Source organism: Microcoleus vaginatus HSN003 (assembly GCF_022701255.1).
Lineage (GTDB): Bacteria > Cyanobacteriota > Cyanobacteriia > Cyanobacteriales > Microcoleaceae > Microcoleus > Microcoleus vaginatus_B.
Genome location: NZ_CP031705.1, coordinates 446,992 through 468,655 on the forward strand (window position 1 = coordinate 446,992; position 21,664 = coordinate 468,655).

Sequence of the window (21,664 nt, forward strand, 5' to 3'; positions counted from 1 at the left end):
GTTTTTATAGTGGTGGTAAGGCCGCCGGCCCCCAGACTCCATCTGCATCTCTAATTTTATCGCGCATGGGGTCGCAGGCGCGAGATTGGCTGTCGAGACGGTTACGGGTTCTGCACTGCTGAAAGAAGATTTCGGCTACTAAACTGCGCGGCAGTTGGTCGGGTTTTGCTAAGGCGGCGTCGAAGTTTTTTCGGGCTTCCTCAAGTAAGGTTTTGTTGCCGTTATTCCCCTGGGATTGGGAAAACAATATTTGTGCTTTTAGATAGAGAACTTCTGGATTGTTGGGTGTTTCTGCTAGGGATTTGTTGACAAATTCTAAAGCGCGATCGTACTTTTTTAAGTCTCGATAGCCTACTGCCATGCCGCGATACGCTAAGTAGCGAGGAGAGGCTTTTTGTTCGAGTCTTTGAATGGCTTCGTTGGGGTTGGAAAAGGGCAGGTTTGTGGCTAGAATTAAGTCCATGTAGCCTTTGATCAGGTTGAGTTCGGGGTCGTTGGGCGCTATTTTATCGGCGGCATCTAGGTATTGAAATACTACTCGCAATTTACTCACCGCTTGGGGCGCGCCTTTGGCTGTTCCTTCTTTTGCTATAATGGTCGCCCCTTCTAGAAAGTGGCCTGCTGCTGTGTAAATGTTACCGCGCAATGGATTAGTTTTCGTCAATTTTTCGCCGACTTCGCGGGTTTTCTGTGCGTAGGAATTCATCGAGTTTAAGTCCTGCTCGATATATGATAGGGAGGCTGCCATCGCATAGGCTAGCGGTTCGTTTGGTTCGGCTGATAGTGCTTGTTGAACTTGAGTTTTTGCTTGTTTGTAGTTTCCTTGCTGAAACATTGTTTTGAAAGCGGTTTCGGTATTGGGCCCGATCGCCTGCGGATTGCTGTTGCGAAAGGGATCGCCCGCTACTGCCGAGTTAATGCAGATGCTGAGGGCGATCGCTCCTGCACAGGCGATCGCCCGCACTGTCTGTTTAGAACTTAACATTTGCTTGCCCAGCGATGCTAAAGGAGTTTTCGTCATCGTCAATTCTCTCAATGGAATATACTGTAAACTAGAAACAAGAGAGTTAAATTCTCAAACTCTCGGGCCGCGACCAAAAAAAGAGTGAAATTTGCTTGATTTTTTCTAGCTGTTGCAGTATATTTTAATAATGGAAGTGTCAGTTTTAATATATGAACAGACAGATTTCCATTATTAAAATATACCATAAAAACACTTAAAAATCAAACGCCTATGCTGAAAAAAGCTGAAAAAAAAGGAAATTTTTGTTAAGATTTATGTAAAATAATTGTGTGCGATCGGCAACAACCAGAAACAGCCTTAACTATCAATAGGACAACCAAGAGTTCCCTCATCCAACAATAACTATTTTTCTGACTGCCAACTGCCAACTGCCAACTGCTAACTGCCAACTAACAACTGCCATTAATGCTTTATCTAAAAAACTTAGTATATCATCCTACCGCCTGTCCGAATCCTATTCTGAAAAATATTAACTTAGAACTTGCCTCGCAGCAAATGGGGCTGATTGTGGGTCGCAGCGGTTCTGGCAAAAGTACGCTATTAGAAATATTAGCAGGTTTAGCGGAAAAAACTAGCGGCGACATCCGTTGGCGGGAACAGGAATTAACACCGGAACACTTGCAACAGTTAGGAGGTTTAGTGTTCCAGTTTCCAGAAAGGCATTTTTGCGGAGGCACAATTTTAGAAGAATTGCGGTTGGGGCATCCTGAATTGAGACAAGAACAAATTAACTCAGCAATGGCAGAAGTGGGGCTCGGACATTTACCGCTGGGCGCTTCCCCCCACGCTTTGAGCGGCGGGCAACAGCGCAGGGTAGCCTTGGCGGTGCAGCTAATTCGGCAGCCGCATTTGCTACTTTTGGACGAACCGACGGCGGGTTTGGATTGGTCGATGCGGCGGCAGTTGGTAAGCTTGTTGAGTAAGTTAAAAAGTCACTGGACTTTGTTGATTGTTACTCACGATGCTAGCGATTTGTTGAGCGTTGCTGACCGATTTTGGACTCTAAACCACGGGGATTTGCAGGAGGTCGATCGGGCTAAGTTAGAAGCTAAGGAAACGAGTTGCGTTTGAGTCTTTTGGCGTTTCCAATGGTTTCCAGGCGAATAGAATTCGCGTCTATACAAACGAAGTCCGCCTACGCGGACAGCAAGAAAAAAGTGAGAATCGAACTAGATGATAAATGAGATTAAAATGCCTGTGTTGCCCCAGATGAACGAGTTGTGGCAAAAAACGCTGAATTGGCAGCCGGATGAGTCGCAGCAACAACAATTTCAGCGACTTTATGAGTTAATTGTCGAGGGAAATCGCTCCTTGAATTTAACTCGAATTACGGAGCCGATGGAGTTTTGGGAAAAACATTTGTGGGATTCTCTGCGGGGAATTGCCAGACTGCTGCCCGCTAATCACAATTCGGCGGAAAATCCCGAATTGTCCGCCGGTTCGGTGCAGAAAGCGATCGACATTGGGACTGGTGGGGGTTTTCCGGGGTTGCCAATCGCGATCGCCCTGCCGCAACTATCAGTTACGTTGCTCGATTCTACTCGCAAGAAAATTGATTTCTTGGAAACAGTTTTGCCGTCTTTAGGCATAGAAAATGCTGCGACTTTGTTGGGGAGAGCCGATGAAATTGGCCGACAGCCACAGCACAAACAAGCTTATGATTTAGCCGTTCTCCGAGCTGTTGGAGCCGCTCCTCTCTGCGCTAAATGCGCGCTGCCTCTGCTGAAAAATGGCGGTTTGGCGGTACTTTACCGTGGGAATTGGACGGTGGAGGAAGAAACCGAGTTGCAAAGGGCGATCGAGCATTTGGGCGGTAAAATTGAGTCGGTCGAAGCATTCACAACGCCGACGAGTCAGGGGGCGCGGCACTGCGTTTACTTGCGGAAAGTTGTACAGCAGTTCGATCGTCCCGTGCGCTAGCTATAGCCGTTTTTCCATACTAACTATGCTTGCCAATAAGATTGCACTTGTCATAGGTAGCTCGAAAGGAATTGGTGCTGGCATCGCCCTTGAATTAGCCAAAGCGGGTGCAGATATTTGTGTCAACTATTGCGATTCCCCAACATCTGCACTCGAAGTAGTTAACCAGATTCACTCTGTCGGGCGTCGCGCTATAGCGATTCAAGCAGATGTCTCACAGCGTGACCAAGTGGAAAGGATGGTGGAGACGTGCGAACAAGAACTCGGTCATATCGATATTCTAGTGACAAATGCGATCGCCAGCGTCCGAAACACTTTGCTAGAAACTAAATTTGAGGATTTACAGCGGACACTAGAAATAGGCGTGTATGGTGTGTTTCACATCTGTCAAATAGTCGCCCGCCGTATGGTGGAAAGGAAGGCCCTCGGCTCGATTATCCATATCTCATCCCCGCACGCTCATTTTCCGTATAAGGGTGCGATATAAGGGTGCGATTGACTACAACACCACCAAAGCAGCCTGTCATCACCTCGTTCTTTCGATGGCGAATGAATTGATGTGGCACAAAATTCGGGTCAACCTCCTAGAACCTGGGTGGACTGATACTCCGGGTGAGCGACGCTGGTATAGCGACGAATTGCTTGAGTCGTTCAGCAACCGAATGCCTCTTGCTAGGATGGGATGCCCGGAAGACTTAGGCAAAGCAGCAGTTTTCCTAGCATCTGATGCAGCTAGCTACATCACCGGCAGCGTGTTAAAGGTAGATGGTGGATTGTACATTGAGGGCAGCCCGAGTTTGACAGCAGAATCTCAAGATAAGTAGGTAGGCGGAATCTGAGATCTTGCACCATTCTCAATTACTTGTTTAGGAACAGGCAAGATGCCTGTTCCACAAGAAAACTCATTCTTTGTGGAACGGGCCGGAGAGCCCGTTCTTGACAATGGTGAAACATCTCAGTGGAATTAAACTGAACCATCTAACAATATGGAAACAGGGCTCAGTCAGCCATGCTTAAGGCTCAGGATATTTTACAATCGTTTACTCCATTGCGTTTTACAGCGCCTATCTACTTAAAACCGCGTTTGTTGTTAGGCTATTTGCGATCGATCGCAACAACAAACTTTGTGGAACTAGGCGCTCGCCTGTTCGTAGCGCTTGTTAATTGCCGCCCAATTAACAACATTCCACCAAGCTTTTAAGTAGTCGGCGCGAAGGTTTTGATATTTGAGATAATAAGCGTGTTCCCAAACATCGTTACCCATAATTGGATAGTTGCCATCCATCAAAGGAGTGTCTTGATTTGCCGTAGTTGTAATCTCAAGTTTGCCAGCTTTATTGCGGACTAGCCAAACCCAACCGCTGCCAAAACGCTTAGTGCCGGCATCGTTAAATTTTGTTTTAAAATCGTCAACACTGCCGAAATTTTGCTGAATTGCTGTTGCAATTGCCCCTGTGGGTTCGCCGCCGCCGTTGGGACCCATGATTTCCCAAAACATACTGTGATTTAGGTGTCCGCCGCCATTGTTACGCACGGTTGTGCGAATATCTTCAGGCACTTTGCTCAAATCTCGCAGCATATTTTCAGCACTCATATTTTTGAGTTGCGGGTATTTGCTGACAGCATCGTTAAGGTTTTTAACGTAAGCGGCGTGGTGTTTGTCGTGGTGAAATTGCATTGTCCGCGCATCGATGTGCGGTTCTAAAGCATTGTATTCGTAAGGCAAAGGTGGCAGTGTAAAAGGCCCGGGGGTTTGGGCTATTTTTGGGCTTTCTGCAACTGGACTTGCTTGCGATACATTATTTCCTGACGCTTGGCAAGCACCTGCGGTAATAGCTCCCACGGTGGCAGTCACTAAATACAAGAAATCTCGGCGTTTAAGAGTCATAAAAAGTACCTAAGTGAATTATTAACTGTTTTATCTCAGATTAAAGCAAAATGGGAGTGAGTTGAGAAAAAAAGTGCTATCGCCCGAATGGATGAGACGGATGGGCGATGGTTGTGAGAGTTTCTCAAGTATAGGCTAATTGTGTGCGCGTAACTAACTCACGTGCTCCGGTTCCCAACCCGGTTTCTGTCTCGAAACCGGGTTTTTTTTTGATTATTTTTGGGACAAGCGCTGGATGGCTTCGCCTCCAAAAAGCCGATCGGCTGCTTGAAGAATACCGGGAATTTTAGCAGCGTGGGGACTGTGGGCGAGAGGGCGGCGCAAGTCTAATTCATCGAGGCGATCGGCTTTTTGGCCGGGGAACCAGTGGCCCCCATTACCTAAAAGGTTGTAGCGCATCTTGCAATAGTCGATCGTATCGTAAGCCTGCGCCAAATTCCACAGCAACAAAATCACATAAATATTAATACCTCCGGGAGTATTTTCTATAGTTGGTAAACCGACGTGCCAAGTGTTAAACCAATCTTCTCCTAATTTATCAATGGCTGCTTTTTCTAACTTTTTTAATATCGGTGGCAAAATTTCATCGACTTTATCTAACAATTCTACAGCTTTCAGATGCTCGTTAAAATCTTCAGGTTTGGCTGCGCCTAAACTCAAAGTATGTACTTGCGGCTGCGACAAACAAAACAAATCATTAAACACCATCGGACTCAGCGGATAGCACAAGTCTACCAATTTTTGTGGCGGCCTGTAAAGCTGACCGCCTTTGTCGGAAGGACTGATAATAAAAACGCCCATATCGTGACGTTTAGCAGCTTCAATTGCCTGCCAATTAATTTGATTGATGTAGTACCAATGCAAGTTAAGATAATCGAATTGATTAGTTTCAATTGTTTTGACAATCACATCCGTCGGGCCGTGAGTGGAAAAACCAATAAACCGAACTTTGCCTTCTGCTTGCAACTTTTTCGCCACATCCATGCAGCCACCTGGACGCATAGACTCCTCTAGCAATTCCCATGTATTAATGCCGTGTAGTGACAGTAAATCGACGTATTCTAGTTGCAAATAAGCTAAGGATTTCTCAAATTCTTCGCGAAACTCTTGGGAGTTCGGTTTGGGACTAACTTTCGTTTGCACTATCAACTTTTCGCGGGGAAAGTTCGGCAAAATTCGCCCTAATTGCATCTCGGAAGTGCCGTAACCGCGAGCAGTTTCTATGTGATTGATCCCGCATTCAACTGAGTAGCGAATCGTCGCTTCTAGATTTTGTTGATTGTCTGGGGGAATTTCATTGGCTGGCACGTCTTGCCATTTGTACTGATATCTCATGCCACCGCAGGAAAAGACGGGCATGGATAATTCTGTGCGACCGAATCTGCGATATTGCATTATCATAATCAAAGTTAAAGCTATAGCATAAGGAAGAAGGAAGTTCGGCAACGGATTCTGTAACGGATGTAACGGATGTAACGGATGTAAGGAAGAAGGAAGAAGGGAGAAGGAAGATGTAACAATCGCAAGGGTTTCACTGATTAAGAAATTCTTAATAGTCTTGACGGTTGCTATAGGATAAGAAACCTTGTTTTTGGTATTTTTGCGGGTTGTAACTCCCATATTGCAGTATTTTCCTGAACAGGCAAGATGCCTGTTCCACAAAGAGTTTTTGCAGTATTCTCCTGAACAGGCAAGATGCCTGTTTTACAAAGAGTTTTTGCAGGCAGCATTCTTCTGAACAGGCAAGATGCCTGTTCCACAAAGAGTTTTTGAGAACCAGTGGGCAGTTTTGACTATTTAGAAATCTCCCGTACTACTGGTTTTCCGTCTTTGATTTCCCCGACTAAAACCAAATCTGTACAGTCTACAAACAAACCATTTTCTAACACACCGGGAATGTTGTTCAAGCTTTTTTCCATTTCGCCGGGGTTGGCAATGTCATCAAATTTGACATCAATTACCATATTACCTTGATCGGTAATTACGGGGCCTGCTTTTTTCACACCCATGCGGAGTTCGGGTTTGCCACCCAATTTTTCAATGGCGCGCATCACTGGTGTTAATGCCATCGGTATAACTTCGATGGGGACGCGAAAAGTCGAACCCAATTTATCTACGATTTTGGAACTGTCAACTACTACAATAAATTGAGTGGCGAGGTAATCGACTACTTTTTCGCGGGTGTGGGCTGCGCCGCCACCTTTAATTAAGTTGAGGTGGGGATCTACTTCATCAGCGCCATCAATAGCCACATCAATTCTGTCAATTTCATCTAGTGTTGTCAGCGGTACTCCGTACTGTTTGGCTAACACTTCTGATTGAAAAGATGTCGGCACTCCTTTGATATCTTTGAGTTGACCGGATTTTATGCGATCGCCCAATGCTTGAATAGTATAAGCTGTAGTTGACCCCGTGCCAAGCCCGACAATCATACCAGATTGTACGCGATCGGCTGCAGCAAAGCCGACTTGCTGTTTCATCAATTTTACGGGATCTTGTTCTGTGGTCATGTTCGGTACTCCTTAATAGTTTTAAGATTATACCATTGAATGAAAATCGGATTTCTCGATACCTACACTTGGGATTACAATATTGAAACTCCTTACTGCAAACCTTTGGGTGGTACTCAGTCGGCTATTTGTTACTTAGCTGAGGCGTTGGCTGCACAGGGAAACGAGGTATTTTTGCTCAACAATACTTCCGAGTCGGGGATATGGCGTGGCGTTGATTGCAGGCGCAGGGTGGGGGACAAATCTAATTTAGAATTGCTGCGATCGCTCGATTTTTTAGTTATAGTCAATATAGTCGGCAAAGCGCTGGAAGTTAAGCAGCTTTTGGGGCACCGAACAAAGTTAATTTTGTGGATTCATAACGAACCGGGCTTTGTATTTCTCCAAGATTTCAATAATCACCGAGAAATCAATGCTTGCGATGCTTTTGTATTTGTCAGCGAGTGGCAACGCGAGCAATTTCGCCAGCGCTTTGGGATTGAATTCCATCGCAGTTGTGTTTTAAGAAATGCGATCGCACCGTGTTTTGCTAACATTTTCGCCGATAATATTCCTATCCTCTCTCATAAATCTCGACCGCCCGTTCTAGCTTACACCAGCACTCCATTTCGCGGACTCGATATTTTGTTAAAAGTCTTTCCCGAAATTCGTCAAGCTGTCCCCGGAACCAGATTAAAAGTATTTTCAAGCATGAAAGTACACCAAATAGACGACAATGATAACAAGCTTTTTTTCGGTCAACTTTACCGCCAGTGTCAGGAAACAGAAGGCGTCGAGTACATCGGTTCCGTACCGCAACCCGAACTCGTCCGGCAACTGCGTTCAGTCGCGGTTTTAGCTTACCCGAATACCTATTTAGAAACCTCATCTATTGCGGTGATGGAGGCGATGGCCAGTGGTTGCCGGATTGTAACGAGTGAATTGGCAGCTTTGCCGGAAACAACTGCTGGATTTGCCCGTCTAGTTTCAATGTCAGGGGTGGAAAATTTTGCATCGATAACTAATTGGAAGCGTGCGGGCCAACCAGATTGGGAGGGATATACAAGGCGGTTTTTAGAGGCGATAGTCGGAGTTTTAAATGAGGGCACGGGTGCGGGTGGCGCAACTGCTGAAAATCATCTGAGACAGCAGGTAGAATATATAAATCGAGGGTGTACTTGGTCTGTGCGAGCCCGAGAGTGGGTAGAATGGTTGAATATTATTAGTGTAAAAACTGTAAGAGTGGCAGAGCAAATGATCGGGAATTCTTTAGTAGGTTTAGAGGCAGTGAGAGATTATTTTCAAAAGGGAAATTGGCTGAAAGATCGAGGTGATCTCGGTGGCGCAATCGAGAACTATCAGAAAGCTTTAGAGTTTAACCCAGGAGATGCAGAAGTTCATAAAAAGTTGGCAGAAGTTTATGTTTTGCAAGGAGAATTTGAAAAGGCGATCGCCTCTTGCAATGTCGCTCTTAAATTTCAACCCAATTTTGCTCCTGCTTACTTAACAATAGGCAATGCTTTGCAGAGTCAAGGCAAGCTGGAAATGGCAATTGAAGCTTACTTGCAAGCTTTAGAAATTCAGCCAGAATTTGCTGAAGCCAGCGCGAACTTGGGCAGTATGTATTATAAGTTAGGGCAATTGGAACAGGCGGCAAATCATTACCAAAAAGCTCTGGCGATTAATCCTGAATTGTCTTCGGTTAATATGATGCTGGGCAGTGTTTTGCAGCAGCAAGGAAAGTTAGATGCAGCAATTACTTGCTATCAAAAAGTGCTGCAACAGCAACCGGGAGATGCCAGCGCTGCTGAGAAACTATCGAGTTTGCTCGCACAACAAGAGCAGGAAACTACCGACAGCAACTTTATCGAATTAGAAACAGAATCAGGCGAACAGCAACCAGTATCTGTCAACAAAGATGAAGGCTACGGCTTGCAGCCTTCGAGCATCAATTTGCCGCCAGCGCCCACCACTGAGACTTTAAATACTCCCTTTACAAACCCCGCCGAAGTTTCCCAACAAGTTACCTCGCTCAATGTTCCAGATAGCGGACAAGTTGCTAATTTTCAAGAAGTAGAACCGTACAAAAAACTCGCCGAAAACTTTTTAGTTCAAGGTAAAATTAAAGAGGCGATCGCCGCGTGTCAGCAAGCGATAAAAGTTCGACCCGATTTCCTTCACGCTTACGTCACTTTAGGCAATGCCTTGCAAGCTGAAGGCAAAATAGAAGCTGCGATTCGTTCATATTCTCAAGCCCTAGAATTGCAGCCAAATTTTGCGGAAGTGCGGGCCAATATCGGCAGTATGTATTTCAAAATGGGGCGTTTGGAAGAAGCGATCGCCCATTACCAGCAAGCCATTGCCCTCCGCCCCGATTTAGCGGGAGCTCACTGGAATTTAGGAAAAGTATATCACCAACACGGCAACATTGAAGCAGCGATCGCCTGTTTTAAAAGAACATCCGAACTCAACCCGCAGCTAGTCGGTGCAGACTTCCACTTTAACTTAGGTAATCGACTTTTCAGCCAAGGAAAGCGCGAGGAAGCCATCGAAAGCTACGAAAAAGCGATCGCCATTAAACCGGATTGGGCCGAAGCTTATGGTAACATCGGCAGCGCGCGATCGCAACAAGGCAATCTCGACGCCGCCATCGCTTACTATCAGAAAGCTGTAGCTTTAAAGCCGCAATTAGAAGTTCTGCACTTCAATATAGCCAATTCTTTTTTGCAGCAAAACAAGTACGACGAAGCAATTACTAATTACCACAATACTCTGAAAATCAAGCCCGACTGGCCGGAAGTTCACGCTAACCTCGGCAGTTGTTTTTCCATGCAGGGGCGGCTAGAAGAAGCTTTAGCCAGCTATCAGCAAGCCCTGGCATTAAAACCGAATTGGGCAGAGGTTTACTGCCGGATGGGACACATTCAGAAACAAGATAAGCCGTTGGAGGCGATCGCCAATTTTGAAAAAGCGATCCAATGCAACCCCAAATATAGCGAAGCCTACCAACAATTGTGCGACTTGCTAAGCCATTCCACAAACCTCGCCGGAGCCCGTAGCATAGCCGACAAATACTGCGAAAACTGCGGCGATGTCGCCCCAGTCATGTCAGCCACAGCCTACGTTTTTTCCTACCTGCAATCCGGTGTCAGCAAACAGGCAATTCAGAAACTCGAAGAAATCGAAAAACTCTGCTACGAAAAGGTCGAAAGTTTTACCACAATCGAACTAAAACTGCTCTACGAAATCTTCCTGTTTGCAGTTTCTCACCTGCGAGACAATCGCGAAAAGAATGCCAGTTTCTACAGACTCATTGCAAAAGAATACTACCAAAAAGCCGTCCCTAAGCGCCAGGATATTAACAGAAACAACCGAGCCAATTACCAAACAAAAGAACAGCGTCCTTTAAAAATCGGCTTCCTTTCCAAACACTTCCGCCGCCACTCCGTAGGCTGGTGCAGCGAAGCTTTAATTCGCGAATTAAGCCACATCACCCCCCACGTTCACCTTTACGTCACCGGGAAACTTAACCGAGATGAAGTTACGCAGCGGTTTGAAGATATGGCGGGCAAGTTTTACTGGCCTAAAAAATATCCCAACGGCTTTGCTGATGGCGGTGAAATCTTCGCCGAAGTAGCGCAAGACAACTTGGATGTTTTGATAGACTTAGACTCGATGACAGTCCCAACAAATGTCGAAGTGCTCTACCAATATCCTGCGGGAATTTGCGTGTCTTGGCTAGGATTTGACGCGCCCTACATTTCAGATAATCACTACTTTCTGTGCGACGAACACACTCACCCCCCTGGTGTGGAAAAAAATTACTTAGAACAGTTAGTAAGATTGCCAGTTTGTTCGGTAGCAATTGGCGCACTGCAAAGCATTCCTGTGAATCGAGAGGCGATTAGAAATGCTCTCGGAATTGGCTTGGATAAAATGACTTATCTGTGCGTTGCACCAGGGAGAAAAACTAATCCCGAAATGGTACGAGCTCAAGTTAAAATCCTTAAGGAAGTACCAGATAGTTTGTTAATCCGCAAAGGTCAAGGCGACCCCGATATTATTCACAGCACTTACCGCGAAGAATGTGAAATTCAGGGAGTAGATTTTGGTCGGATTAAGTTTATAGGGCAAACCAGAAGTGAAGAAGAACACCGCGCTATTTATTATGTAGCCGATGTGCTTTTAGATTCCTATCCTTACAACGGGGGGACTCACAATTTAGAGGCTTTGTGGGCGAATTTGCCAGTGGTAACTCGATCCGGCGACCAATATCTTTCGCGCATGGGTTACGCTTTTCTGAAAAGTGCAAATGTTGATGTTGGTGCGGCGTGGACTTGGGAGGAATACACGCAGTGGGGAGTTAAGTTTGGCCGCGATGCTGGTTTCAGAAATGCGGTGAAAGAGCATTTAATAAAATCTAAGCAGCCAGAACATCTCGCACCTTTGTGGAATCCTAAAAAGTTGGCTGAGGATATGTATGAGGTGTTTCAAAAACTTTTGTCAGTTGACGGTTGACGGTTGACTGTTGACGGTTGACTGTTGACTGTTGACTGTTGTCAGTTGTCATGAGAAGGAAAAATTTCCGCATCTCTCAGTCTTCCCCGCTTTCTATTAAGTCTTGTAACAATCTTCGTGGAAATAGGTAAAAATTCCGCGCCGAGTCTGATAGATAAATAGCTGATTCATAGTACCGCGATCGCACTAACTTTATGCCAGTTAGGGCGATCGCTTTTTTTGTGGTGCCAGTTTGAAAAAAGAATGCAACTGTAGACAAGCTTCAAACGACCAGCTTCATCAGTCATTCCCAATTCTAAAATCTAAAATCTAAAATAACCTGACTACTGACTAATCGCCACTCGATCGCGCCCGCCAGACTTAGCTCCATAAAGCGCCTTATCAGCAGCTTCAATCAGCATTTTCGGCGAGTTTTGACCTTCAGAAATCGTCGCCACCCCCATGCTGAGAGTCACGCAATCGCTGACAACAGACTTAATGTGGGGAAGTGCTAAGGCTTTGACGCGACTGCGGATTCCCTCAGCAACAGCCTGTGCAGCCACGAGATCCGTATTTGGCAAAATTACCGCAAATTCCTCGCCGCCGTACCTAGCAGCCAAATAGAGGCGTTCTGGGGGTGCGTTTGTGCAAGCATCCCCGATCGCCCGCGCCACTTGCTGCAAACAAGCATCCCCGGCTTGGTGGCCGTAATTGTCGTTGTAAAGTTTAAAACAGTCAATGTCGCACATAATCAAAGATAGCGGTTCCGAAGAGCTCGACTGCTCCCATTCTCGGTTGATCACCTCGTCAAACCGGCGACGGTTCGCTAGTTGAGTCAGACTGTCCAAATTCGCCAACCCGTCCAACCGCTGGTTGGCAGCAGCTAGCTGCTGGTAAAGTAAAGATTGTTCGATCGCGATCGCCACTTGAGTGCCCAACTGACTCAGCAAATCCACATCAAACTGCTGCCACTGGCGGGGTGCCGAACAGTGGTGGGCTATCAGCAAACCCCACAACTTCGGCACTTGACAAGAACCGTTACCTTCCCTAGGTTCTATTCCCTGCTGGACAATCGGCACTACCAAATTTGCCTTCACCTGACACGCCTCCAAAAAATTAAGGTGACACTGGCTCAAATTAGAAGTGTGAACATCCTCTATGGCGCGAATGCGGCCCTTTAAATACTGTCCGATGTAAGTAGTGGCAAAACAGCAATCGTCAATTCCCATCCCTTTCAGTGGAATCCATCCTTCTGCAACCGACTCCACCACCACATCTCCGTTCCAGTCGGGTCGGAAGCGGAAAATCAGCACGCGATCGGTTACCAAAAACTCCCGCACTTCCGCTACTGTAGTGTTGAGAATATCTTGGAGATCCAGAGAAGAACGGATGCGTGATTGAATCTGTGCGATCAGGCGTTCCCGTTCTATTTGTTGTCGCAGCGCGACTTGGGCTTGCTTACTTTGAGTAATGTCTCGGCCTTCGGGCAGCAACAATACTATTTTGCCCGTTTCATCCGCGACCGGTTTTAGAGAAAAATCAACAGTTGCCGTCCGATTTATACCTTGAACTTCCACTTCATAGCGGACAAATTCACCTTGTGCCGATCGAGAAATCGCCTCTTGCAACTGTTCCTGAACTTCCTCAGAATCTCCCCACCAAGGCAATAGCCAAAACGGTTTATTTGCCACATCCCGCAGCTTAATTCCCGCGAAATCCAGAGAAGTTTGGTTAGCTTCCAGCAGAGTGCCGTCCGGTTTCAACAAGCTCACAAATTGGAAAGAAGAATCAAAAATTGCTCGAAAGCGCCTTTGAGAATCTCCCAACATTGCCGTCACCTTTTCGCGAGAGGTAATATCGCGGAAGCGCCACACCCTGCCAATAATATTTTGTCCGACTCGAATTGGCTGCGTGTAGCGCTCAAAAGTGCGGCCATCTTTAAATTCTAAAATATCGCAACCTTCCGACTCTGCATCGCTATAAAATTCTTTAACTCTCTGCAAAAAAGCCCTCGGATCTTTAACTTGCTTAGTCAGAAATGCCAGTCGCACTGTTCTATCCATTGAGTTTCTAACTTCTTCATAAATTCCCCACATTTGAACTAACTTTTCGTTAAAACTAATCAGTTCTCCGGCGGTAGTAACGGCGAGAATGCCGTCGGCAGTTGCTTCCAAGGTAGCGTGCAGCAGAGAGCGCGATCGTTCTAATTCTGCTGCGGTCAATTTGCGTTCCGTGAGGTCTCGGACTGCTTTCACCTGTACTAAACGACCTTCCCAAAATACGAATTTGCTGCGAACGTCAGCAGGAAAAGCAGTTCCATCTCGCTTAAGAAAAATAGTTTCACAGACGGTATTGCTGGCAGCAGAAATCATTTGCGGCGCCTGTTTGTATGATTTCGGCGACAGTAGTTCCAGCAAGCTCATTCCCACCATTTCCGCAGGTTCGTAACCGAAAAGTTCGGCAAAATTACTGCTAACGCTCAAAATTGTGTCGCGGTCAGCCACGGCAACTGCTTCAAAATAAGCTTCGCATTCGAGCAAGCGCGCTGCTGAGTGGCTGCTGCTATTTTCGCCAGAGGAGTAGCTGTTGTTAATTAGCTGTTGCAGTTGCGTATTTGCGGAGTACAAAGCGGTCATGGCTTGCCTGTACATAGCAGTACGTTTCTCGACTTTTTCTGCGAGGCGATCGCGATATTCTCGCAGTTCTTTTTCGACTCTAATTAAATCAGTAATATCTACTGCAAACACGATGACGCCAGCGACTTGACCTGTTTCGTCGCGGTAAGGTATTTTATCTGTCCGCACCCAGCATTTTTGACCGGAGGCTGTTGGTAGCAATTCGACTTGGCCCTGTTTGGGAACGCCAGAATGGATTACTTCCAAATCTTCTAAATAATATTGCTCTGCTTCGTCTGGATAGATTTCATAAAAAGATTTACCTTCTAATTGAGCTGCGGGCACACCTCTCGATGCAGCGGCGGCTTGATTAATTCGCAGTAGGCGACTTTCGGTATCTTTGAGCCAAATCATCGCCGGCACGGAATCAAAAATAATTTGCTGTTCTTGTTGCTGTCGGCGTATTTCTGCTTCTGCTTGTTTTCTTTTATTTATTTCTTTTTGCAGTTTTTCGTTGGCTTTTTTGAGTTCAGCAGTGCGTTTTTCTACTCTCTGTTCTAGTTGATCGTAGTATTGGGTTAGCAAGTTTTGCTGCTGTTCGTGCCGTATTGTTTCTAATTTTAACTTTTCGCTAGCTGACAAACTTGCGGATACAAAGTCTGCTAATATTTGGGTGAATTCCTGTTCTTCTTCCGTCCAATCACCGTCGGAACCGTGGCGTTCGGCGCTGACTATTCCCGCCATTTGACCTGCCAGCACAATCGGTACGTTTAACAGGGAAGTCGTGTCCCGATCGGCAAAATAAAGACCGACAAGTTCTTGTGTTCTCGGATCATTTTCGGCGGCCACCGTTGCGATCGCCCTTGCGGATTTTAAAGCTTGAAAATATGCCGGACAGTCGGCGGCTGTGATGATTATTTGTACGGAATGGAGTTTAGTATTTTGTTCGTACAGGTCGATGCAGTGAAGCTGCGTTTTGTCTTCGCCGTACAGCCAAATACTGGCTCGATCGCAGTTGACAATACTGACAGCGGTTTCTGTTACTTCGCGGATGAATTTTTCTAGATTGTTGCGTTCTTTAAGTTGACTTTGGGCTAATTTTGCGATCGCCAAAGTTGGACTACGCCAATTTTCTTCTCTGTGCTTGGGCCGCGCCGATAGCGTGAATGACTGCGAAGCCGCATTAATTTCTTCGCAAACTAACAGTACCGCCGGCCGTTGGAAATTGCCAAGTGAGCGACCATTAGTGTTTTCCTCTATTTTCCAATCTACCGCAGGCATTGCGCGCGCGGTTGCTTTTACCCAGATAATTCTGCCGTCTTTGCAAGTCAAGCCGCCTTCCCAATAGGCAACTGTTGGAGTTTGCTTACCGTTTTCCTGCTGTGCCAATCCGGCAAATTCACTTTGCATTTTTCCTTGATATTGGCAGGAAAATATGTTAAAAATTGAATGACAAATTAATTCCTGCGATTTGTAGGCTAGTCTCGCCTCGCCGAATTGATTGAGGGAAAAAACTCTTCCCAAAGCGTCTAGAACAAAGTAAATGCCCGGAAAATTGTCGTAGAGAGTTCTATACCAATCCTGTTCGACTTGTTTGCTGCACGACTGTTTTGCTGCTGCGAACTCGCCGTCAGTGCGGGTCAAGTGAGAATTGTTGGTTTCTGGGTTGCTTGAATTAATTTTTTTAGCAAACACTTTTGGCTTAACTCGACTGTAATTAATTTTACTTTCTGGAATTTAACTTTCTTATGAAAGTAAATTAAACCTGTTGTTTTAAAAAAGTTACAAGTTGTAACAAAATTACAACTTGTCCAGCGTGCTGGTTTTCGCTTCCCAATGCAACCACTTTGTTTGTTTGTAGTTGGTAGACCGTCTCTCGGCAATATTTCCCGCTAGTTGCAATGCCAGCGGGTTTAGCTACAATTACTCGGTCTGTACTTTTAGCATCCTAGACAATGGAAAAAACCGGCAATCAATAGTTTTAAGTATATATGATAACACTCAAATATCTAGTATTGGGACTGACCTATTTGGGATTCGGTTTGGGATATTTGCCGGGGTTGCGAATGAACCGGGCGGCGGTGGCAATTGTCGGGTCAGGTTTTGCGGTGGGTTTGGGAATACTCGACCTGAAAACTGCTTGGGAGGCGATCGACCCCAATACGATCGTTTTTTTGCTGGGAATGATGATCGTTAATTCGGCTTTGGGATCATCGGGCTTTTTTCAACTTGCTTTGGAGTTTTTAACCGGCTTTACTCGTTCTCCTTTCGGCATTCTGGTGGCCGTTACTTTTGGCAGCGGCATTCTATCGGCATTTTTTCTGAACGACACTACTGCTATTTTGCTGGCCCCTTTAACACTCAGTCTGACTCGCTCTTTGTCTCTCAACCCTATCCCTTATCTTTTAGCTTTAGCCGGAGGAACTAATTTAGGTTCGGTGGCGACTGTGAGCGGGAATCCGCAAAATATTCTCGTCGGTTCTTTTTCGGGAATTAGTTATTTGGAATTTGCCCGGTCTCTCGCACCAGTAGCTTTAATTTGTTTGCTGGTTCAAGTAGCTTGGCTATACTTGCTTTATCCAGAACTGCGTTCTTGCAAATCTTTGCCGGAGATTACTCAAGTCCGGTATCGCTTGTTCAAGCCTTTACTGGCAAAAAGTTTGTGGGTGACAGCAGGACTTTTGGTAGCTTTTTTAGTGGGTGCACCTTTAGCAGAATCTGCCTGGATAGCTGCCAGTATATTGTTAATTACTAGGCGTGTCAAGTCCGATCGCATTTTGCAAGGCGTTGACTGGAATTTGCTAGTGATGTTTGCGGGATTGTTTGTGGTGACTAAAGCAACTCAACAACTAGGTTTGTTGGACAACTTAACTCATTTGACTGGTACACCGCTGAGTTTGTTGGGAGTTACCGTAATTCTTTCTAACTTAATTTCTAACGTACCGGCGGTGTTAGTTCTGCAATCAGTGATTGTCAAAACAGATACACAAGCTTGGCTGTTGTTGGCGGCGGGTTCTACTCTGGCGGGGAATTTAACTTTGTTGGGTTCCGTGGCTAATTTGATTGTAGCTGAGGTTGCAGGGAAATCAGGCGATCGGCTGACTTTTAAAGAACATTTGCGCTTCGGGCTGCCGCTGACTTTCGTTACTTTGGGAATCGCTTATTTTTGGCTCTACTAAAAGAGGATAATCATGAGGCTATGATCCTCATACGATAAAATTTTAGCCTCGCGCTTTTACCTGTGCGAACTGGATTGGTTTTCAGGAACCGCAGAGGGCGCAGAGGGGAGAGGAGAAGAGAAGAGATGAGAGAAAAAGATGTAGGTTTACAGCCGATCGCCGATTGCGGTATAAAGTCTTTAGGTATCTGTTTTGGACACAATTGTAAAAGTCGCGATTTTCCAAGGCTCTATCTTAAATCCTCCTCCTTCTGACAACTTTTCCGACAAATTGCCCGGTCGTTCTAACAAATCTACTGGCCCTACAATTTCTAATCCCAAATCACTATTCAATTCTAGCACAGCCTGTTTACCCTCAGATTCGCAACAGCGCAAAATCCACACATTAGAATCCTCTTCCGATTGTTTAAACGCCATCAAAACTAAATTGTCCGCCGACAAATCCAAGAACTTGCCAACTGCGGGTAAACTCTTGTTTCGATTTTCTCCTAACTGCGGCAATACCTTTACTAGCAGCGGCAAATTCAACTCATAGCCGCGCCGAACTGTGCCGGCCTCTTGCCAATTTCCGCTGTGGGGATAGACGGCACAAGTAAATTCGGAAACTCCTACATCTGCTTGTTCGTCCGGCCAAGTCGAACCGCGAAGCAATGTCAGCCGAATTTGATTTGGTTGAAGGTCGCAACCATATTTGCAATCATTGAGCAAACTGACTCCAAAACCGTCATTGCTGATATCAGTCCAGCGCAAAATCGGCACTTCCCATTTGGCTTTTTCGGCGGGCGTCTGTGGTTTAGTTGTGCGTGCGATCGCACCGCCGGGAATTTCGCAAGTTGCAAAATCTGCTTCTACATTTAACCCAAAGGCTGCTTTGACTAAAACGTGAGTTTCTTGCCAATCTGCAACTGTCTTGATTTTCAGCAGCGGCGCCCCTATTTCTACTATATAATCTTGGCAAAACTCCGATTGGCCAATTTGCCGGACTACTCGCAAAATCTGCCGTATTTCTCCCTGTGCTATCCAGGAAATATCTTTCAGTATCGGCGCTGGTAGTTGATGTTTTTCATAATTTGGGTCTATGTTCCAAGCATCCCAATATTGGCCGCTGTCTTGAAATGCTTGCAGTTGATTGCCGCCTGCTGCATTCAAGACTTCTCGATTATTTACTTTATCCCAAATGCTGGATAAATCCCCGGTTTTTCCGTCTACTGTTGCCCGAATAAATTCATTTTCTAATACCATTTCTGTGGCTACAAAAGGCGTTTCTTGACTAACTGTGTTTTTTTGTGCTATACCGTATGTAAGTTTTGATAACTCTGTCTTTTTTTCTGTTTCTGGGCTGGCGGACGCATTATCCACAGTTTGAGCGTCTTCGCGACACAGCCAAAACACCTGGTAGCCAACGGCGGGGAGATTATTTGCCCAGAAGAATAGTTTAGATTGCGATTCGAGTCGATCGCCCCTGACAATCTGCGACACCAATCGCCGTCGGGAAAAATCGTAAATTTGCCAAACTGAATCAGCGGAATCGGGAAGCGGTACAGCGACAACCTCAGAGCGCGACCAATTGAGAGTATTGAAAATCAAAATCGGTTGAGCGTCGGGCTGCGGAGGATTCGGCAGAGAAATTTGAGCCGAGATTGCATCCAAAGATTTTAACAGAATTTCGCGACAAGTACGATCGACCTCGGCAAAGGCTAGATTAGCATCCGCGTAGACTTGGGCGATCGCAGAACCGGGCAAAATATCGTGAAACTGGTTAAACAAAATCTGTTTCCAAGCTGATTCTAACTCGGATTTCGGATAAACCGCACCAGTACAAATCGTTGCCAGCGAAGACAACAACTCCGCTTGGTAGAGCAATTCTTCGCAGCGGCGGTTTTGGCGTTTTTGGTCGGCGCGAGTCGTGTAGCAACCCCGGTGGAACTCTAAGTAAAGTTCGTCTTTCCAAACAGGCAGAGTGCGGGGAAGAGTTTTGAGTTGTGAGATGGGATGATTTGCATCCGAAATTGCCGATAAGTTTGACAATTCTCGCGCCTGTAAATTCTCCTGATTTTCGGATTCGGGAACATAGCTTTCGGACTTAGTTGCCGCAACTTCAGGCAAAAACTGACTCTCAATCAAAGACAAATAATCAACCGCTTTCGCAAACTCCAACTTCGGGAAAAAAGGCGACATTTTCCAGCGTTTCGCCACCTCCAACATATCACGAGTCGGGCCACCGCCGTGGTCGCCAACCCCAGGCAACCAAAGAGCATCTTGCAAACCAGTCTTAGCTTGCCAGTCAAAAGCATAACTTGCCATTTTCACCGATTCTATACTTTCGCCAATTGGAGCAGACATCATGCTAAATATTTTAGTACCGTCCAATCCTTCCCACCAAAATGCACCGTGGGGAAATTCCGTTGTATCATTCCAACGCAACTTTTGCGTCACAAAATAATCCACTCCACCTTGCCGCAAAATCTGAGGTAATTGCCACCCAAAACCGAAAGTATCCGGTAGCCAAGCCACCCGCATCAATTCCCCAAATTTTTCTTTTGCATAATGCTGTCCGTAAAAAACTTGCCGCACCATTGATTCAGCGGAAATCAAGTTTAAATCCGGTTCTACCCACATCCCGCCGACAACTTCCCAACAACCCGCCACCACCTGTTGTTTAATCGCAGCAAATAAGTCGGGCCGATGTTCTTCCATCCAAGCATAAAGCGCCGGAGTTGAATGACAGAAAATTAAATCGGGAAACTCCGATTGTAATTTCAATACCGACTCAAAAGTTCGCTTTGCCGCTTCCCAAGTTTCCGAGACAGGCCACAGCCAAGCTAAGTCTAAATGAGCGTGACCGACCAAATAGATTTTACTTGTATATATAGATGTCAGCTCACCACTTTCTCCTATATATATAGATGTAGAATTGCTATTTTCTCCAACCTCAAAAACCCCCTCCCTTCTTCCTCCCTCTGCGCCCTCTGCGCCCTCTGCGGTTCCCTCATCTAAATCCCCAGAAAAAGATGTCAGCTCGCCACTTTGTCCTATATATATAGATGTAGAATTGCTATTTTCTTCAACCTCAAAAACCTCATCTCTTCTTCCTCCCTCAGCGGCCTCTGTGGAACAGGCGTCCCGCCTGTTAATTTCTGCGGTTCCCTCATCTAAATCCCCCGAAAAAGCCCGCAGATATCCCAGTAAATTGTGCCGCAAAACAGACAGTGAGCGATCGAACTTTTCGCGATCGCCCACGGCCGACCAATCAATCAAATCCATCGCCAAATCAATCTCAGATTTCAGCGTTTCCCCCTTGACAAACCAGGGGCGACTTGCTATTATTTCGGTGGAGAGGTATTGGGAATTTACATTTTCTAAATTTTGAGTTAGCGAATTTTGCAAAATCTCTAATTCGGCAGCCACAAAACCCGGATCAAAACAAGAAGAGTCAGCAGCTTCGTACAAACAAATCGATCGCACTAAAGCACCGTTATCGTGACCGGGACTTACCAATCGCAAAATTACTAAAAATTCATCTCCGGGATTGGCCGACGAACTCAACAAAACTCGATCGGCAAAATCAAATAAATCTCCCTGTCCGACTAACTCCCCGTTCACAAAAATTTGAGCATCTTCTGCCCACCAAGTCAAGCCCAGTAGCAACCGCAAACCAACGACCGGATAGCCGTGCAAATTGTCAGGCATTACAAATTGCTGGCCCAAATACAAAACTTGCTTCCCAGACGGCCAAGCAATATGTCCTTTGCTGTTAAGTTCGGCAACCGGGCTGTTACAAATATTTACCGAAGAGACAGCCGCGTCAGAGGCGCAGTACCTCCAACCAGACTGAACCTCCACTTGGCTGAGGCGCCGCAACTTCTCGACAGTGGCAGAAATATTGTTGCTAGCAGGTGACACAGAAGCGCTCATATTTCGCTAAAATAGAAATTGTGTATTAATCAAAGATCGGATTGAACCGCGAAGACGCAAAGGACGCGAAGAAATAAAGGTTTCAGAGGGTTTGAAGCTGCGATTAAGATCTCGCTTTGATTTTACAGCAATATTTCG

General features: G+C 45.9%; 13 protein-coding genes. 7 read left to right on the forward strand and 6 right to left on the reverse strand.

The features are described 5' to 3' along the window. Window positions 1-4 precede the first annotated feature (4 nt). A complete protein-coding gene (locus D0A37_RS01925) occupies window positions 5-1,021 on the reverse strand; it encodes a Sll0314/Alr1548 family TPR repeat-containing protein (protein ID WP_242720456.1) in 1,017 nt (338 codons plus the stop codon). 408 nt (window positions 1,022-1,429) lie between these two features. Between D0A37_RS01925 and D0A37_RS01930 the strand changes: the two genes are divergently transcribed. From D0A37_RS01930 to D0A37_RS28835, 4 genes are all read left to right on the forward strand, one after another. Continuing rightward, window positions 1,430-2,095 (forward strand): ABC transporter ATP-binding protein, encoded by a 666-nt coding sequence (locus D0A37_RS01930; protein ID WP_242720458.1) that lies wholly within the window; start codon window positions 1,430-1,432, stop codon window positions 2,093-2,095. A gap of 120 nt (window positions 2,096-2,215) precedes the next feature. Then, window positions 2,216-2,944 carry a 16S rRNA (guanine(527)-N(7))-methyltransferase RsmG gene (gene rsmG, locus D0A37_RS01935; RefSeq protein WP_242720460.1) on the forward strand — a complete coding sequence of 243 codons (729 nt, stop codon included), beginning with the start codon at window positions 2,216-2,218 and terminating at the stop codon, window positions 2,942-2,944. 25 nt (window positions 2,945-2,969) lie between these two features. Then, the gene (locus tag D0A37_RS28830; protein ID WP_278187133.1) at window positions 2,970-3,431 is read left to right on the forward strand and encodes an SDR family NAD(P)-dependent oxidoreductase; all 462 of its coding nucleotides are present in this window, start codon (window positions 2,970-2,972) and stop codon (window positions 3,429-3,431) included. Then, window positions 3,421-3,768 (forward strand): SDR family NAD(P)-dependent oxidoreductase, encoded by a 348-nt coding sequence (locus D0A37_RS28835; protein ID WP_278187134.1) that lies wholly within the window; start codon window positions 3,421-3,423, stop codon window positions 3,766-3,768. The genes D0A37_RS28830 and D0A37_RS28835 overlap by 11 nt, the downstream gene beginning before the upstream one ends. Before the next feature lie 308 nt (window positions 3,769-4,076). Here the strand turns inward: D0A37_RS28835 and D0A37_RS01945 are convergent, their stop codons facing one another. Continuing rightward, window positions 4,077-4,832, reverse strand: a complete 756-nt coding sequence (locus D0A37_RS01945) for a Fe-Mn family superoxide dismutase (RefSeq protein ID WP_242720462.1) — start codon at window positions 4,830-4,832, stop codon at window positions 4,077-4,079. Window positions 4,833-5,045: 213 nt separating this feature from the next. Further along, complete coding sequence (locus D0A37_RS01950; protein ID WP_242725311.1) at window positions 5,046-6,227, reverse strand: aldo/keto reductase; 1,182 nt, start codon at window positions 6,225-6,227, stop codon at window positions 5,046-5,048. Window positions 6,228-6,417: 190 nt separating this feature from the next. Between D0A37_RS01950 and D0A37_RS01955 the strand changes: the two genes are divergently transcribed. Then, complete coding sequence (locus tag D0A37_RS01955) at window positions 6,418-6,570, forward strand: hypothetical protein (protein ID WP_242720464.1); 153 nt, start codon at window positions 6,418-6,420, stop codon at window positions 6,568-6,570. Between the two features lie 55 nt (window positions 6,571-6,625). Here the strand turns inward: D0A37_RS01955 and rpiA are convergent, their stop codons facing one another. Beyond that, window positions 6,626-7,342, reverse strand: a complete 717-nt coding sequence (gene rpiA, locus D0A37_RS01960; RefSeq protein WP_242720466.1) for a ribose-5-phosphate isomerase RpiA — start codon at window positions 7,340-7,342, stop codon at window positions 6,626-6,628. A 39-nt stretch (window positions 7,343-7,381) separates the two neighbouring features. On the opposite strand from rpiA, the gene D0A37_RS01965 reads away from it, so the two are divergent. Beyond that, window positions 7,382-11,839, forward strand: a complete 4,458-nt coding sequence (locus D0A37_RS01965; RefSeq protein ID WP_242720468.1) for a tetratricopeptide repeat protein — start codon at window positions 7,382-7,384, stop codon at window positions 11,837-11,839. Window positions 11,840-12,162: 323 nt separating this feature from the next. Here the strand turns inward: D0A37_RS01965 and D0A37_RS01970 are convergent, their stop codons facing one another. Then, the gene (locus tag D0A37_RS01970; protein WP_242720470.1) at window positions 12,163-16,128 is read right to left on the reverse strand and encodes a PAS domain S-box protein; all 3,966 of its coding nucleotides are present in this window, start codon (window positions 16,126-16,128) and stop codon (window positions 12,163-12,165) included. 296 nt (window positions 16,129-16,424) lie between these two features. On the opposite strand from D0A37_RS01970, the gene D0A37_RS01975 reads away from it, so the two are divergent. Next, a complete protein-coding gene (locus D0A37_RS01975; RefSeq protein ID WP_242720472.1) occupies window positions 16,425-17,612 on the forward strand; it encodes an anion transporter in 1,188 nt (395 codons plus the stop codon). Window positions 17,613-17,791: 179 nt separating this feature from the next. Here D0A37_RS01975 and D0A37_RS01980 read toward each other — a convergent pair whose 3' ends face one another. Then, entirely contained in the window at window positions 17,792-21,526 is a 3,735-nt protein-coding gene (locus D0A37_RS01980; RefSeq protein WP_242720475.1) for an alpha-mannosidase, read from the reverse strand. Window positions 21,527-21,664 lie beyond the last annotated feature (138 nt).